Source organism: Brachyspira innocens ATCC 29796, assembly GCF_000384655.1.
Classification (GTDB): Bacteria; Spirochaetota; Brachyspiria; order Brachyspirales; family Brachyspiraceae; genus Brachyspira; species Brachyspira innocens.
Genome location: NZ_ARQI01000094.1, coordinates 16,901 through 31,864 on the forward strand (window position 1 = coordinate 16,901; position 14,964 = coordinate 31,864).

A 14,964-nucleotide genomic window follows, 5' to 3' on the forward strand; every position below is an offset into this window, starting at 1 on the left:
CTAATAAACAATTACATAATCAGATTATTAAAAATTACAATGCAAATTATAATCACTTCTTCTTGTTTGTAAGAGCTAATATAAGAATATGCACAACTGATTTATCTACTTCTGGTATTCTTAGTGCCTGCGATATATTATAAGGCTTATACTGCTTTAATTTATTTATAGCATCTATCTTTACGCTTTTTAAAGTAGAATAATCAAAATCTTCAGGTATAATCATATTCTCATACTTTTCAATGTCTTTTATTTCATTTAAATATCTTGCAATATAGCCTTCATATTTAATAGCTATTTCTGCATTATTTAAAACATCTTTGTTATAATTATCGTCTATTAAAGAAACAAGCATATCAATACCGCATTCCGGACGCTTTATTATAGAAGATAATGTCATGCTTCTGTATTCTTTAGCCTCTTTTACAAATCCCAAATCTTCTGCTTCTTTTTGAGTTAATGTTCTTTTATTTAAGTATTCAACAAGTATCTGAGTTTTTATTTTTTTGTCTCTTACTTTATCAAGCCTTTCCTTACTTGCAAGCCCTATATTGTAAGAAAGCTCAGTAAGTCTTTCATCGGCATTATCCTGTCTTAAAAGCATTCTATGTTCTGCCTGCGAAGTAAACATTCTATGAGGTTCTTTAGTTCCTTTAGCAGTCAAATCATCTATTAAAACACCAATATACCCATCGCTTCTTTTAAGTATAAATGGAGCTTCCTTTTTTATTTTTAATGCTGCATTTATTCCAGCCATTAAACCCTGACATGCGGCTTCTTCATATCCGCTTGTTCCGTTAATCTGACCTGCCAAAAATAAACCTTCTATTTTCTTTGTTTCAAGTGTAGGCTTTAACTCTATAGGGTTCACATAATCATACTCTACCGCATAAGCAGGCTTTAATATTTTTACATCTTCAAGCCCTTTTAATGCTCTTATCATCTTTATCTGCACCTCTTCTGGTAAACTTGAAGAGAAACCATTTATATAAACCTCATTAGTTCTGTAGCTTTCCCTCTCTAAATGAAGCTGATGTCTTGGCTTATCTGCAAATCTTACAACCTTATCCTCTATACTAGGGCAGTATCTCGGACCTATTCCAGTAATAACTCCGCTGTACATTGGAGATAAATGTATATTGTCCTGTATAAGTTTATGAATATTAGTGTCTGTGTATGTTATATAGCAAGGCTCCTGAACTATATCAATTTTTTCATCTAAAAAAGAAAAAGGTACTATTTCCTCATCGCCTTTTTGCATCTCCAGTATATCAAAATTAATAGAATTATAATCTACTCTTGCAGGAGTACCCGTTTTTAATCTTCCTACTTCAAGACCTAAAGCCCTTAAATTATCAGAAAGCCCTATAGCAGGAAGCTCTCCGATTCTTCCAGCCTGCTTCTGATATATACCTATATGAATAAGTCCGTTTAAAAATGTTCCAGTAGTAAGAATTACAGCATTACATTCATACTCTCTGCCTCTTTCTGTTTTTAAACCTTTAAGTGCATTATTTTCAACTACTATTTCTGTTACTATATCCTGATGAAGTGTAAGATTATTTTGAGAGTATAAAGTTTTAGCAGCTTCTTCCTTATAGGCATATTTATCGGCCTGAGCTCTTGGTGCCCATACAGCTTTGCCTTTGCTTCTATTAAGCATTCTAAACTGCATCATAGTTTTATCTATTAAAAGCCCCATCTCGCCGCCTAGGGCATCTATCTCTTTAACAATAGTACCTTTAGCAACGCCTCCTATAGAAGGATTGCATGACATTTGTCCTATAGTATCCAGATTAATAGATATAATAAGCGTATTCATACCGAGTCTTGAAGATGATAGTGCTGCCTCTATTCCAGCATGACCTGCCCCTACAACTATAACATCATATTTATTATTCATATATACTCTCTTTAATAAATTTGATTAGAAAAATAATATATTAAAATCATTATATTGTCAAAGCAAATAATATTTTTGATTGCTATTCAGTTAATATATAAATACTAAAATAATCTTTAAAAATCTAATCTCACTGCCCACCCTCTAAATTTTTTAATTCTATACTTACATTTTTAGCTTATTTTTTTACATTACTTACACTGTTATTTAAAGAAGCCCGCCCAAGTGATTTTTTAAATTGGCATTTTATTTAACGCACGTAGAATCGAATCCTTATATAATGTAAAATTAGAATATCAAATCGATTGTTATAAAAAAATCCGCTATACGTGCGTTGAGTAAAGTGCAAAGTTAAAATAAATTTGGGGCGGGTTTTCTTTTGGAGTATAGACTGATATATTTAATCAAAATATATGAAAAAAAATAAAAACTTTTAAATCTTATAGGGCGGGGATACATGTAGTATCAAAAAGTAAGAGAGAAAAACAATTATATTTTTTTGTTGATACTTTTTCTTCTTTTTATTTAAAAATCCTGTTTCTTGAGGCATGAGCTAATGCTATGGCTACAGCATCGGCAGTGTCGTCTTGAATAATATTAGAGCCTGTAAAAAGGTTAACCATTTTCATCATAGCATCTTTGTTAGCGTTACCGTTTCCTGTTATTTGCGATTTTACTTCTTTAGGCTTGTATTCTGTAAAGTCAATATTATTTAAAGTGAGAGCTAATATAATAACGCCTCTTGCCTCTGCTACTTTTATAGCAGTTTTTGTATTTTTTGAGAAAAACAATTCTTCTATAGCGGCATTACTAGGATTATACTTTTTGATAAGCTCATCTAATTGAGTATATATAAATGAAAGTCTTTGATTATAATTTTGATTAGAAAAGGTTTCAATAAGCCCCGAATCTACTATTTTATATGCGGAGTTTTTAGCTTCTATAAAAGCATAACCGCATCTGGCAAATCCGGGGTCTATTCCTAAAGTTATCATGTATATATGATAAAATATTATTCTTCTATTAAGTTATCAGTAATTTCTAAGTTAGTAGCAACTGCAGAAACATCATCATGATCTTCAAAAAGTCCGATTATTTTCATAACTTTTTTAGCGTCATTTTCTGCTATAGTCATAGTATTATCAGCGATACGTACTATTTCAGCACTTTCAGGCTCAATACCTTTAGCTTTTAGAGCATCAACTATAGAAGATAATGCCTCCATAGGTCCAGTAATAGTAAATACTTCTCCGTCCTCTTCTATATCTTCAGCACCAGCATCAAGAACTATATCCATCAAGCTCTCTTCAGTGTTTCCTGCAGCAGGTATCATAACTACAGCTTTTTTCTTAAACTGCCAAGAAACAGCACCATTTTCAGCTAAGTTTCCGCCGTTTTTACTGAATATAGATCTTATTTCGGCAGCTGTTCTGTTTTTATTGTCTGTTGCAACATCCACTATAATAGCAACTCCTCCCGGAGCATAACCTTCATAAGACATTTCTTCGATATTAGCACCTTCGCCTGCACCAGCTCCTCTTTTTATAGCTCTATCTATATTATCATTAGGCATGTTAGTACCTTTAGCTTTAACTATAACCATTCTTAATCTGGCATTTTGATCTGGGTCTGGGCTTCCGCCTTCTTTTACTGCGATTGTGATTTCTTTAGCTATTTTTGACCAAATTTTACCTTTTTTTGAATCATTTGCGGCTTTTTTATGTTTAATACTAGCCCACTTGGAGTGTCCTGACATATTACACCTCTATTTATTAGATTTTTTTGTTTTAGATAATCAATATATTTGCGTAGATTATATACTAAAAATCAACTATTGTCAACTTTTAATAATACATTAAAACGAATATATTTTATATAAAATTAACTAATTTAATCTTTATTAAAAATAAGTATATTGACAAATTAATTGATGACGATAATAAATAAAACAAAATTATAAATGGAAATATATTTTATGAAAAAAAGTTTTATATATTTATTATTTGTTTTTATGATTTTTATATCAATAAATATCAAAGCAAATGCCGAAGATAATTCTATTATGTCTATGATAAACTCAATGCAAATAGAAGATATAGCCGATATATCTATCTCAGATGAAAGTTCAACTATGACCTTTATGCAGCTTGCAGAAAATTATGCAACTATTATTATGAATAAAAATGCCACACCAGAACAATTAGAGGCACTAGGAAATATTATAAAAATGTGGATGGATACTATTACAGAAAACTCCTCAAAAGAGCAGATGTTTGATGAATACAGCAGACTTACTTCAACACTTTCTTGTATGTCTATTCACTTAATATTAAGAATAGCAATAAAAGATAATAATATACCTACAGAATCAGCTCAGAAAAATATTTATGAAACTATTAATAATAAGTTTATACCTTCTTTTGCCGACTTTAAAAATGACGGCTGGAAAACTGAGTTTAATTTTTATGTAATCAATATGTCAGCCGCCGTTTGTAAATGGTATGAAGATAATTCTAAAAAATTAGACTATCCAGACTTTAAAGTATGGAGAGATGGCAGCTTCTAAAATAAACATTATTCATTATTCAAGGAGGAATTAAATAATGGAAAAAAAAGAAGAGAAAAAAGATCTCAAAAGCCTAATATCTAAATATAAAGAGCAGGCTACTATAGTAATAAGAAAAAATAAAAATATATAATTTTTTTATTATTAAGTATTATATTTAGAAAACAATTTTATTTATTAATAATTATAATAAATAAAGCATTATTATCCCTCTTAAAAAAATGTTTTAAGGGGGATTTTTGTATTGTTTTTCATCTTAAAAAATACATAACAGCACCTTGACAAATAAAGTCTTTTAAGTAAAATGTTTATAATATTTTAAGGAAAATTTTTTATGAAAGAGATAGTATTGTATAATTCATTAACCAGAGAAAAAGAAGTATTCAAACCTATTAAAGAGGGCGAAGTGGGAATGTACTCCTGCGGACCTACTGTATATAACTATGCTCATATAGGTAATTTTAGAGCCTATGTATTCAGCGATTTGCTTAGAAGAGTATTAGAAGATTACGGATACAATGTTAAACTTGTTATGAATCTAACTGATGTTGATGATAAAACTATAAAAAACTCTAAAGAAAATCATATTTCTTTAAATGAATATACTAAAAAATATAAAGAAGCATTCTTTGAAGATATAAAAACATTGGGAATAAAAAAGGCTTCAGTTAATCCTGCTGCTACTGATCATATAAAAGAGATGATTGATATTATAGAACTCCTCAAAAAAAACGGACATACTTATGAAGCAGACGGTTCTGTATATTTCAAAATAAGCACATTCCCAGAATACGGAGAGCTTGCTAATTTAGATAAACAAGAACTTCTTGAAGGAGCTTCAGGACGAGTACTTAATGATGAATACGATAAAGAAAATGCAAGCGATTTTGTACTTTGGAAAGCATATACCGAAGAAGACGGCGATGTTTATTGGGATTCACCATTTGGAAAAGGAAGACCTGGCTGGCATATAGAATGTTCGGCTATGAGCTGTAAGTATTTGGGTAAGCATTTTGACATACATACTGGCGGAGTTGATAATAAATTCCCGCATCATGAAAATGAAATAGCTCAGAATGAAGCAGCATTCAATGAAAAGTTTGTTAATTATTGGCTTCACTGTGAGCATTTAATAGTTGATGGCGAGAAAATGTCAAAGTCTAAAGGCAATTTTTATACTTTAAGAGATTTGCTTGATAAAGGACTTTCTAAAGAGGCTATAAGATATTCTCTTATAAACTCACATTACAGAAAACAATTAAATTTCACTATAGAAGGCATTAAACAATCTCAAAGTGCTATTGACAGAGTGAATGACTTTGTATTCAGATTAAAAGATATAAACAAAAATGATACTAATGAAATTAATGATAAATTATCAAAAGAAATAGATGAAGCTAATGATAAGTTTTCAGATTCTGTATATAATGATTTAAATATATCAGAAGCACTTGGAGTATTATTTACGCTTATAAAAAATGCAAATACATCTTTTGATTCTATTAATAATGAAACAAGAGATAAAATGCTTAAATTCATAGAAAGAGTAAATAATATAATAAACTGCTTTAAGATAAATGATGAAGAAGAAAACAAAGATGATGAAGAGATTAATAAACTTATAGAAGAACGCACATTAGCCAAAAAAGAAAAAAATTATCAAAAAGCAGATGAAATAAGAAATAAATTATTATCTATGGGAATAGAGATAATGGATACTCCGCAGGGTGTAAAATGGAAAAGAAAATAGCTGTAAACTAATAAAACAAATAAAGGTAATTATGTGGATTTATTAAAAAGAACATTTCAGCATATAGAGGGAATCGGTCCTAAAAAAGAGAGTCTCTTATGGGAAGAAGGTGCTATTGATTGGGAAGATACTTTAAAAAATATAGATTATTACGCTATGCCTAAAAGTATCAGAGAAGCCCTAAAAGATGAACTTCCTAGAAGCATTTATAATTATAAAAATAAAAATTATCATTATTTTTTAAAGAGATTTCCAACTCCTATAATATACAGACTCTATCCTCTTCTTATGGACAAAACTGTTTTTTTGGATATAGAAACTACTGGTATAAAACCTTCAAAGGCAGATATTACAGTTATAGGCTGTTATGACGGCAAGGAAATGAAAGTATTTGTTCATGGCAGAAATGAAAATGAATTTCTTGATTATATAAAAAATTATTCTATAGTAGTAACATTTAATGGTTCATGCTTTGATATACCTTTTCTTGAAAGATACTTTGCTACAACAATAAAATGTGCTCAAATAGATTTACGCTTTGTACTTAAAGAGCTCGGATATACTGGCGGATTAAAAAAAATAGAACAAGACGTAGGACTTTCACGCGGTGATGATATGGAAGGAGTTACTGGATATACAGCAGTTTTACTATGGAACTATTATCAGGATACTAAAGATGAAACAGCTATTGACTCACTTATACATTATAATCTGCTTGATACTATAAATCTAGAGTATCTCTTATGTTTAGCATACAATAAATATGCTGAAAGTTATAACTGCGGTCTTTTAGAATATAAACCTCTTCCGCCTATTACAAATTATAAACCAAATAAAAAACTCATAGATGCATTACATAAAAAACCTTACAAATACGCTCCAAAAAGCGAAGATTAATATGCCTGCTCTAATATAGTCATAATAGAATCAAAGTTCATTGCACGAGGAAGCTGATCCATACCCTTATACTGCAACGCTAATTCTGCTACTTTATCAAATTTACTTCTGTCTATATTAATTTCATTTAACCTAGTAGGCAAATTAATATTAAGAAGGAATTTCTTTATATGCTGAGAGGCCTGATTGGCAATTTCAAAAGGCGTCATTTCTGGGTCTATACCATCTATAACATTAGTAAGAACAACATATTTATCAGGTGCAACCGTAATATAATATTCCATTATATGAGGAAGAAGTATAGAGCATACCATAGATTTATTAACAGCATAAACACTGTTAATGGCAATAGATAATGCCCTTATAGCACCCAAACTGCTATGACATGCAGAAGTGGCACATAACATATTAGCTGTAGCTAAAGTTGCTATATTATCTATATTATTACTGTCGGAAATAAGTTTTTTAAGTCCCTGCATGCTTATCTTCATAGCATGAATTATTAAAGGCTCTGTAATGCTCGTAAGAGTATTGCTCATATATATATCAAAAGACAAAGCAAATACTGATAATGCACTGCTTATAGCATATTTTACTGGAACTGTAGTATATAAAGAAGGGTCTATAATACAATTTGAAGAAAATACATTATCTTCATTATTCTGTTTATTTACTTCATCATATTTATCATAAAGACACATTCCAGTAGCTATTTCAGACAAAGAACCTAATATTGTAGGTACAGCGATAATGGGCAAAGGCTTATGATATACTGGCTGACCATTAATATAGTCTGAAGCCTCTCCGCTGTTAGTCACTACAACAGCAGCCCCTTTTGCTGTATTTTGTATTTTAAAGCCTCCTACAGCAACTATTGATTCTGCTTTGCTGTATCTTACCAAATTGGCAATTATATCAGCAGCATCGCTTGTACTTGTAGAGTTTACATCAGAATAAACCATTACATTAATAAATTTTTCATTAAGTTTATTAACTATTTGATCTATTAATCCTGTCTGATTGAAAGAAGCACCGTCTGTTACTAATACAGTTCTTCCGCCGTACTTTTTGATAGTGTCTGCCAAACAATCAAGAGAATCAATTCCGAATGTAATTTTTGTTGGTATATTAAATTCTATTATAGCCATATTGCTCTTCTATTTTTTATATTTCTTACTATATATATTCGGAAATATAAGCCTTAATTTTAATAGCTAATAAGTAAAATTTACTATGATTTTTTTTATTATTATATTTGACCTATTATAAATATTTAAGTTTATTTATAATATATACATGAAAAAATATTATGAATAAAGAATTTTATATAAAAAAAGCTGAAGAATTATACAAAAATAAAGACTATCAAAACCTATTTGATATATATAAAAAGCTCATAGAAATAGAAGAAAATGCTAAATATTATTTTAGAGCTGGATTTGCCCTTTATATGCTCGCTGAATATAGAGAAGCTATTAAATATTTTGAAAAAGCATTTGATACTGCTTTGGAAAATAAAAACAGTATTCATTATTATTATTTCTTCTATCTCGGAGCTTCATACAATAATATAAATGAATACGAAAAAGCCATTAAATATTTAAATCTCTCTTTAGAATTATCGCCTTATAATCATAATATACCCAGATGGCTTGCTTCATCATATTACAGCCTATGCGAATATAAAAAAGCACTTAAATATTATACTAATGTTCTTAATATAGAAGGCAATACTGCTGAAAATCTTAAATGGATAGGAATATGCCATTACAGACTTCATAACTATGATGAGGCTATAGAATATTTAGAAAAATCTGCAAAGTACAGTGAAAACAATAAAAAAGATTATCATACAGCATTATGTCTTGGCGTATCGTATTATAAAATGGATAAATATAAAAAGGCTATGGAAAATCTACTAGAGGCAAAAGAAATAGCTGATGATAATGATATAATATATTATTATATGGGGCTTTGCTCTTTGGCAGTTAAAGACTATATAAATGCTATAGAAAATTTTGATAAACAGCTTGATATGCTTAAAAGTAATAATATATATACTATATGCTACCTTTCAATATGCTATTACAAATTAAAAGATTATAAAAAGCATTTAAAACTCATAAAAAAAGCAAGAGATCTTCAAAAAGATAGTGCACAAAAATATTCTTTCAGCAAATGTCTATAAAAAATAATTTTATTTTGATAAACTTAAGAATTTAAGTATGTATCAATTATATTCTCAGTTTTGAAAATTATATCATCGCCGCATTTTACACTTTTCAAACAATAAGGATCATTGTCTAATATACCTATAAAATTATCCCCATTTATATTTGTAACTTTTACCCACATTCTCTCAGGTACAGCATTTTCTTCAGTAAAAATTAATTTAACATAATCATCAGGTTTTAAAGAATTAATTTCTTCTTTAGGAGGAATTTTAAAAGTGTCTGGATACTCTTTATTTAATTCAAATGCATTTTCTAAATAGTATTTAATCATAATAAAAAACTCCTATAAATTAATTATTAAAAACAATATTTGTCAGCTATACAAGCTCCAATTTTTTAATATTTTTTAAACTAATATCATTCTTCAAAAGATAGCTTTTTATATCTCGTACCCTTATAGCTTTTTCGCTGCTTTCTAAAAGTGTTATAAGCAAATCATTATCTTTATTTATAATTAAATAATCGCCTTTTCTCTCTTCGCTTGATTTTAAATCTTCTTTATTTGAAAGTATATCAAAAGCCTTTTTATCATCGCTTGTTATAATTTTATAAACTGTGTTCTTTGGAAGAGACTGTATATTTTTAGCATTTGTAGGAGTAGAAACAGCACTTACTATTTCTATACCTATATGAGAAAGTAAATTATTAATTTTGTTTTTTAATAATTCTATGTCTACTAAGTCAGTTAAACTTACTTCCATATACTCAGCTTCACTCTCACATGCAAAAGGAGTTGGAGGAGTGAATACCACTTTCTCTAATGGGTGAAAACCTTTGCTTAAAGATATACTAGCCCCTGCAATTTTTAAAGCACATATCATCACACGCGATAAATCATGCATTCCTAATAATGAAGATATACCCTCTTTTTTGAACCTCATAAATACTTTATAATTTACAGAAAATATATCACGTTTTTTTAATGTTTTTAATTCTTCAACCATTTGGGTGAAGTTGGCATTTAAAACTTCTTTTTTGTATTTATGACAGTATTTTTTATAGTCTATGCCGCAGTTTTGACAATTACCAGTAAAACAGTATTCTGTGAACTTACCATTTTGAAATCTCTCATATTCTTTATCAAAAAACTTCTGACTTACAAGAGTATCAATACATTTCCAAGGCATATTTATTTTTTTGCTTAATAACTCTTTTATAGTATATCCGCTTTCTTCTATTACTTCCTTCCAAGCATCATAATTAAAATGTTCAACCCAAGCATCGAATCTTACACCTTTTTTATATGCTTTATAAATAATATCCCCTATTTTTTCATCACCTCTCGATATTATTCCTTCAATTTCCGCCATTCTTGGAGGGTGATATTTTATAGCAACCTTTGTACCTCTAAAATGATCTCTAACCTTTCCTATATAGTAAATAGCTTCTTCATCTGTAAGCTGATTATTATTTTCTAAAGGAGTATGAGGCTTTGGTATAAATACATTAATAGCTGCATTGATTTTTACTTTGTTTTTTGACACTTTAATCATCTTTTCAAGTGCTTCTATTATCTCATCAGCTTCTTTCTCTGGATTATCAGTAAAGCCTATCATAAAATATATCTTTACTATTTTCCAGCCCATTTTCTGAACATCGGCAAGTATATTGTATATGGCGTCTTCGTCCATTTCCTTATTTATTTTTTCTCTTAATTCATGGCTTCCTACTTCTAATGCAAATGTAAGCCCAGTTTTTCTAAACTGTGCTATTCTATTTGCAGTGTCTTTATCGAATGAGTCTATTCTAAGTGACGGCAGAGACAAAGAAAATCCCTTATGCTCTCCAAGTGTCTGTAAATACTCTATCAAATCAGCAATATGAGGATAATCATCAGCAGAAAGCGAAAATAAATTCAAAGTATTAGCACCAGTAGCCTCTAATGACTCCATTGATATATCTACAATTTTTTCTATAGTGCGGTTTCTTACAGGTCTATAAGTAATGCCTGCCAAACAGAATCTGCAGCTATGAGTACAGCCTCTAGCTATTTCAACGGATATTCTGTTTTGTATGCCTTCTACAAGAGGAACTAAAGGCTTTTTAACATAAGGCATATAATTAATATTTTCAACAAATATTCTTTTAACATTCTCTCTTGGGTATTTAGGTACATAAGCATACTCAAGTTTTGAAAACTCTTTTAATATATCATCTCTTTTGGCACCGTTTTTTTTGAGATTATAAATTATATCAACAAAGTTTTTCATCTCGATATCAAACTCACCGAATAAAAACACATCTACAAAATCAGCCAAAGGAAAAGGATTAAATACGCTAGGCCCTCCTGCTGCTATTATAGGTACATCTTCTCCCCTTTCATCTCTATGTATAGGGATTTGGCTTAATTCAAGCACTTGTAATATGTTTGTATATATAAGCTCATACTGCAAAGTAAATCCCAAAACATCAGCATCTTTTACTCTGCTGAAAGTCTCCAAAGTATAAAGCGGTATATTTTTCTCTCTTAAAAGTTTTTCAAAGTCTTCAGCAACAGCATACACCCTCTCACATGAGGCATACTTAATAGAATTGATAACCTCATAAAGTATAGAAAGACCCAAATTGCTTATGGCTATTTCGTACATATCCGCAAAGCACATAACAAATTTAAAAGGCATATTTGGTTTTATTATGGCATTTATCTCACCGCCTAAATATCTGGTTGGTTTTATTATATCTTCACTTTTTACAAGTTCTAATATTTCATTTTTTAAATTTTCGCTCATTTTATTATAATTATCCTGATTATTTTTTGAATTAGTATTATATAGTAAAGTTTGTTATTATACAAATTATTATTTATTATTACTGTATATAAATTTATTTACATACAGTTTACTTATTAGAAAATAATTCATTATAAATATTATATTATATAATTTATTTAATATATATCTATAATGACAGTATAGATATTGATTTTTTTATGATATTACATTATAATGAAATTAATATTTTACTTTATAGGAAAATAAATGCCAAATCCCAAATTTCCAGCTCCAAATTTTAATGCCCCTGTTATATATGATGAAACTTCACTTGGAGAACAATTTAGCTTAAATACAGGTGATAGAGTTTCAAGATATGTATTTGAACCAAAAAAAATGACTTTGTAAATAAAGGTGAAGTTGTATTAGGAGAGTCTATAGGTAGAAATGGTGGAGAGGGAACTGCTTATAAATCTAACATAGGAAAAGTATGTAAAATATATCATCCTAATAAAATTACACAATTCAGATCTAATAAATTATACATTATGCATCAGTATAAGGTTAACATAAAAGGTTTATGTTGGCCAGAAGAACTTCTATATTTAAAAAATAGTCATAGTAATGAAAGTATTTTCGTAGGATATTTGATGCGGGAAGGATATGGATATACTTTAGAAAGTGCAATACATTCTATAGGAATTACTGAAAAATTTCCAAATTGGACTAGAATCGAATTGGTAAAATTATGTTTATCTATTTTAAAAGTTATAAAAGAACTTCATAAATGTAACATTATATTAGGAGATATAAACGGAGGAAATATACTGGTGAGAAATTATGATGATGTTTACTTTATAGACTGCGACAGCTTTCAAATAGGTCAGTATCCTTGTCCAGTTGGTAAAGATGAATTTACTCCTAAAGAATTAATACACAAAAACTTTGACTCTATATTAAGAACTAAAGAACATGATATGTTTGCTGTTACAGTTTTGATGTTTGAAATACTTTTTTTAGGACAGCATCCTTATTCATATAAAGGTGGCACTTCAATAGTTGATAATATACAAAAATCATTCTTTCCATATAGGTTTGAAGGGGAGAAAGGAAATTATGTTCCAGACGGTATATGGAGATTTATTTGGAGTAATACTACATATTATATAAAACAAACTTTTTCAGATTGTTTTGCCTATAATAAAAGATTAACTATAGAACAGTTATACGATGTATTTAAACGTTATATTAATGATATGAGTAAAGGTTATGCTTCAAGTGAGTTAAAACCTAACAAATATAAAATAAAAAGATAATATATTTAATAGGAGTATTATATGTCAGATAATATTTTTAACAGACGAAATGATAATAGGAATACAGATTTAATAACAAACCCTAGTCCTAGAGTTCCAGTATGCTTAATATTAGATACTAGCGGTTCTATGTTTGGAGATCCTATTGAAGAGCTTAATAATGGGGTAGAATTATTTTTAGAAGAAGTAAAAAGTGATGAGAAAGCCAGATGGTCAGCTGAAATAGCCATGATTTCTTTTGGAGGTGTTGTTAATGTATGTTCAGATTTTCAAAGTGTTGATAGAATAGATTTCAAAAGATTTTATGCTGATGGCGGAACTCCTATGGAAGAGGCTGTAATGAAAGGAATAGAGTTATTAGAAAAGAGAAAAAATGATTATAAAAACAGAGGAGTATCATATTATCAGCCTTGGATGATAATTATGTCTGACGGTGAACCAACTACACCTTTAGTAAAATCTTATCAAATTACATATAAGATGTCTCAAAATAGAAAATTAGTATGTCTTCCTCTTGGAGTAAGAGATGCAAATATGAATATACTTTCAAAATTTAGTAATCAGTTTGCAATGGAATTAGAAGGTATAAAATTTAAAGATTTCTTTGAATGGCTTTCAAAAAGTGTTGGAGCTGTTGCTAATTCAAGTACAACTGATGCTGAAGTTACATTACCTCAACCGCCTCCTACATTGAAAATAAAAAATTGTTAGGAGAAAATATGGGTAATAATAGCTTTTCTTGTTATAAATATTTGGCTCAAGGTAAAAGTCATATTAAAAATAATACCCCTTGTCAGGATTATTGTGATTATTTTTTTAGTGAAGATTTTTCTATTATTGCTCTTTCTGACGGTGCCGGATCATGTAAGTTTTCACAAATAGGCTCAAAGACTTTAGTAGATTCTACAATAGAACTCTTGAAAAATAATTATGAAACTATAATAGATAAGAACGAAGATGAAATAAAATCATTAATTATATCCTATTTATCTAAAAAGATAGAACAAACTGCTTTAGAGCAGAAAATAGAAGAAAAACAATTATCTGCTACATTGCTTTTTGTTTTGTCGTATAAAGATAAAGCTATGTATGGTCATATAGGAGATGGTATAATAGGATGTGATTTCAAAAATGAACTTATAGTTTTAGATAGAGGAGAAAACGGAGAGTTTAAAAATGAGACTGTTTTCTTTAGAAAAAATATAAAAAAAGATTATTTAAAATTAAAAATTATACCTAATAAAGATATATTAAGCTTCTTTTGTTTTTCTGACGGATTAGAACATGTATTTATTTCCAATAAAGAAGATATTTTGGCACCTAAACTGCAAACTTATTCTTCATGGATATATAAATATGAAAATAAAACATATGAAGAAGAAATAACTGATGACTTAAATTACATTGCATCTTCAAATTATGCTATAGATGATGATTTAAGTTTAATCATCATGAATATTAATTCAGATAAAAATGATAAAATAAGAGAATATAAAGAGTATGTAATAGATATAATAAATGATGATTTTAATAAAAAATTAGAAAGTCAGAATAATTCTATTAATTCTTTAGGAAAGAAATTAGAAA

Annotated in this window: 14 protein-coding genes; 8 read left to right on the forward strand and 6 right to left on the reverse strand. The window is 28.9% G+C overall.

Going from position 1 to position 14,964, the window contains the following annotated elements:
- Positions 1-52 precede the first annotated feature (52 nt).
- The 3 genes from mnmG to F811_RS0104580 all read right to left on the reverse strand — a co-directional run bounded on the left by mnmG (position 53) and on the right by F811_RS0104580 (position 3,659).
- Positions 53-1,903, reverse strand: coding sequence for a tRNA uridine-5-carboxymethylaminomethyl(34) synthesis enzyme MnmG (gene mnmG, locus F811_RS0104570; RefSeq protein WP_020004106.1), 1,851 nt, complete (start codon positions 1,901-1,903; stop codon positions 53-55).
- 521 nt (positions 1,904-2,424) lie between these two features.
- The gene (gene ruvC, locus F811_RS0104575; protein WP_020004107.1) at positions 2,425-2,898 is read right to left on the reverse strand and encodes a crossover junction endodeoxyribonuclease RuvC; all 474 of its coding nucleotides are present in this window, start codon (positions 2,896-2,898) and stop codon (positions 2,425-2,427) included.
- 17 nt (positions 2,899-2,915) lie between these two features.
- On the reverse strand, positions 2,916-3,659 hold the full coding sequence (locus F811_RS0104580) for a YebC/PmpR family DNA-binding transcriptional regulator (RefSeq protein WP_020004108.1): 744 nt from the start codon (positions 3,657-3,659) through the stop codon (positions 2,916-2,918).
- Positions 3,660-3,878: 219 nt separating this feature from the next.
- Here F811_RS0104580 and F811_RS0104585 point away from each other — a divergent pair, with 219 nt between their 5' ends.
- The 3 genes from F811_RS0104585 (at position 3,879) to F811_RS0104600 (ending at position 7,116) form a co-directional block, all read left to right on the forward strand.
- The gene (locus tag F811_RS0104585; protein WP_020004109.1) at positions 3,879-4,469 is read left to right on the forward strand and encodes a hypothetical protein; all 591 of its coding nucleotides are present in this window, start codon (positions 3,879-3,881) and stop codon (positions 4,467-4,469) included.
- 334 nt (positions 4,470-4,803) lie between these two features.
- Positions 4,804-6,219: a cysteine--tRNA ligase gene (gene cysS / locus F811_RS0104595; protein WP_020004110.1), complete on the forward strand. Its 1,416-nt coding sequence runs from the start codon at positions 4,804-4,806 to the stop codon at positions 6,217-6,219.
- Positions 6,220-6,252: 33 nt separating this feature from the next.
- A complete protein-coding gene (locus tag F811_RS0104600; protein ID WP_020004111.1) occupies positions 6,253-7,116 on the forward strand; it encodes a ribonuclease H-like domain-containing protein in 864 nt (287 codons plus the stop codon).
- Here F811_RS0104600 and F811_RS0104605 read toward each other — a convergent pair.
- Positions 7,113-8,264 (reverse strand): iron-containing alcohol dehydrogenase, encoded by a 1,152-nt coding sequence (locus F811_RS0104605; protein ID WP_020004112.1) that lies wholly within the window; start codon positions 8,262-8,264, stop codon positions 7,113-7,115. The two genes, F811_RS0104600 and F811_RS0104605, sit on opposite strands and share 4 nt — an antisense overlap.
- 161 nt (positions 8,265-8,425) lie before the next feature.
- Between F811_RS0104605 and F811_RS0104610 the strand changes: the two genes are divergently transcribed.
- Positions 8,426-9,304 carry a tetratricopeptide repeat protein gene (locus F811_RS0104610; protein ID WP_020004113.1) on the forward strand — a complete coding sequence of 293 codons (879 nt, stop codon included), beginning with the start codon at positions 8,426-8,428 and terminating at the stop codon, positions 9,302-9,304.
- A gap of 23 nt (positions 9,305-9,327) precedes the next feature.
- On the opposite strand, the gene F811_RS15540 is transcribed toward F811_RS0104610, so the two are convergent.
- Both F811_RS15540 and F811_RS0104620 read right to left on the reverse strand, forming a co-directional pair.
- The gene (locus F811_RS15540) at positions 9,328-9,621 is read right to left on the reverse strand and encodes a DUF2314 domain-containing protein (protein ID WP_020004114.1); all 294 of its coding nucleotides are present in this window, start codon (positions 9,619-9,621) and stop codon (positions 9,328-9,330) included.
- A gap of 46 nt (positions 9,622-9,667) precedes the next feature.
- Positions 9,668-12,079, reverse strand: coding sequence for a TIGR03960 family B12-binding radical SAM protein (locus F811_RS0104620; protein ID WP_020004115.1), 2,412 nt, complete (start codon positions 12,077-12,079; stop codon positions 9,668-9,670).
- 249 nt (positions 12,080-12,328) lie between these two features.
- On the opposite strand from F811_RS0104620, the gene F811_RS16490 reads away from it, so the two are divergent.
- From F811_RS16490 to F811_RS0104640, 4 genes are all read left to right on the forward strand, one after another.
- Positions 12,329-12,469, forward strand: a complete 141-nt coding sequence (locus F811_RS16490; protein ID WP_020004116.1) for a hypothetical protein — start codon at positions 12,329-12,331, stop codon at positions 12,467-12,469.
- A gap of 242 nt (positions 12,470-12,711) precedes the next feature.
- On the forward strand, positions 12,712-13,377 hold the full coding sequence (locus tag F811_RS15545) for a protein kinase domain-containing protein (RefSeq protein WP_020004117.1): 666 nt from the start codon (positions 12,712-12,714) through the stop codon (positions 13,375-13,377).
- Between the two features lie 21 nt (positions 13,378-13,398).
- On the forward strand, positions 13,399-14,088 hold the full coding sequence (locus tag F811_RS15550) for a vWA domain-containing protein (RefSeq protein ID WP_020004118.1): 690 nt from the start codon (positions 13,399-13,401) through the stop codon (positions 14,086-14,088).
- 8 nt (positions 14,089-14,096) lie between these two features.
- Positions 14,097-14,964: PP2C family serine/threonine-protein phosphatase (locus F811_RS0104640; RefSeq protein ID WP_020004119.1), on the forward strand; the 868-nt coding region annotated here is incomplete at its 3' end.

What these genes read in the sequence shown, in the direction of transcription:
- F811_RS0104610 (WP_020004113.1), top strand. Translation starts at nt 8,426, where the DNA reads ATGAATAAAGAATTTTATATAAAAAAAGCTGAAGAATTATACAAAAAT.
- mnmG (WP_020004106.1), bottom strand. Translation starts at nt 1,903, where the DNA reads ATGAATAATAAATATGATGTTATAGTTGTAGGGGCAGGTCATGCTGGA.
- F811_RS0104605 (WP_020004112.1), bottom strand. Translation starts at nt 8,264, where the DNA reads ATGGCTATAATAGAATTTAATATACCAACAAAAATTACATTCGGAATT.
- F811_RS15540 (WP_020004114.1), bottom strand. Translation starts at nt 9,621, where the DNA reads ATGATTAAATACTATTTAGAAAATGCATTTGAATTAAATAAAGAGTAT.
- F811_RS15545 (WP_020004117.1), top strand. Translation starts at nt 12,712, where the DNA reads ATGCGGGAAGGATATGGATATACTTTAGAAAGTGCAATACATTCTATA.
- F811_RS0104620 (WP_020004115.1), bottom strand. Translation starts at nt 12,079, where the DNA reads ATGAGCGAAAATTTAAAAAATGAAATATTAGAACTTGTAAAAAGTGAA.
- F811_RS0104585 (WP_020004109.1), top strand. Translation starts at nt 3,879, where the DNA reads ATGAAAAAAAGTTTTATATATTTATTATTTGTTTTTATGATTTTTATA.
- ruvC (WP_020004107.1), bottom strand. Translation starts at nt 2,898, where the DNA reads ATGATAACTTTAGGAATAGACCCCGGATTTGCCAGATGCGGTTATGCT.
- cysS (WP_020004110.1), top strand. Translation starts at nt 4,804, where the DNA reads ATGAAAGAGATAGTATTGTATAATTCATTAACCAGAGAAAAAGAAGTA.
- F811_RS0104580 (WP_020004108.1), bottom strand. Translation starts at nt 3,659, where the DNA reads ATGTCAGGACACTCCAAGTGGGCTAGTATTAAACATAAAAAAGCCGCA.
- F811_RS15550 (WP_020004118.1), top strand. Translation starts at nt 13,399, where the DNA reads ATGTCAGATAATATTTTTAACAGACGAAATGATAATAGGAATACAGAT.
- F811_RS16490 (WP_020004116.1), top strand. Translation starts at nt 12,329, where the DNA reads ATGCCAAATCCCAAATTTCCAGCTCCAAATTTTAATGCCCCTGTTATA.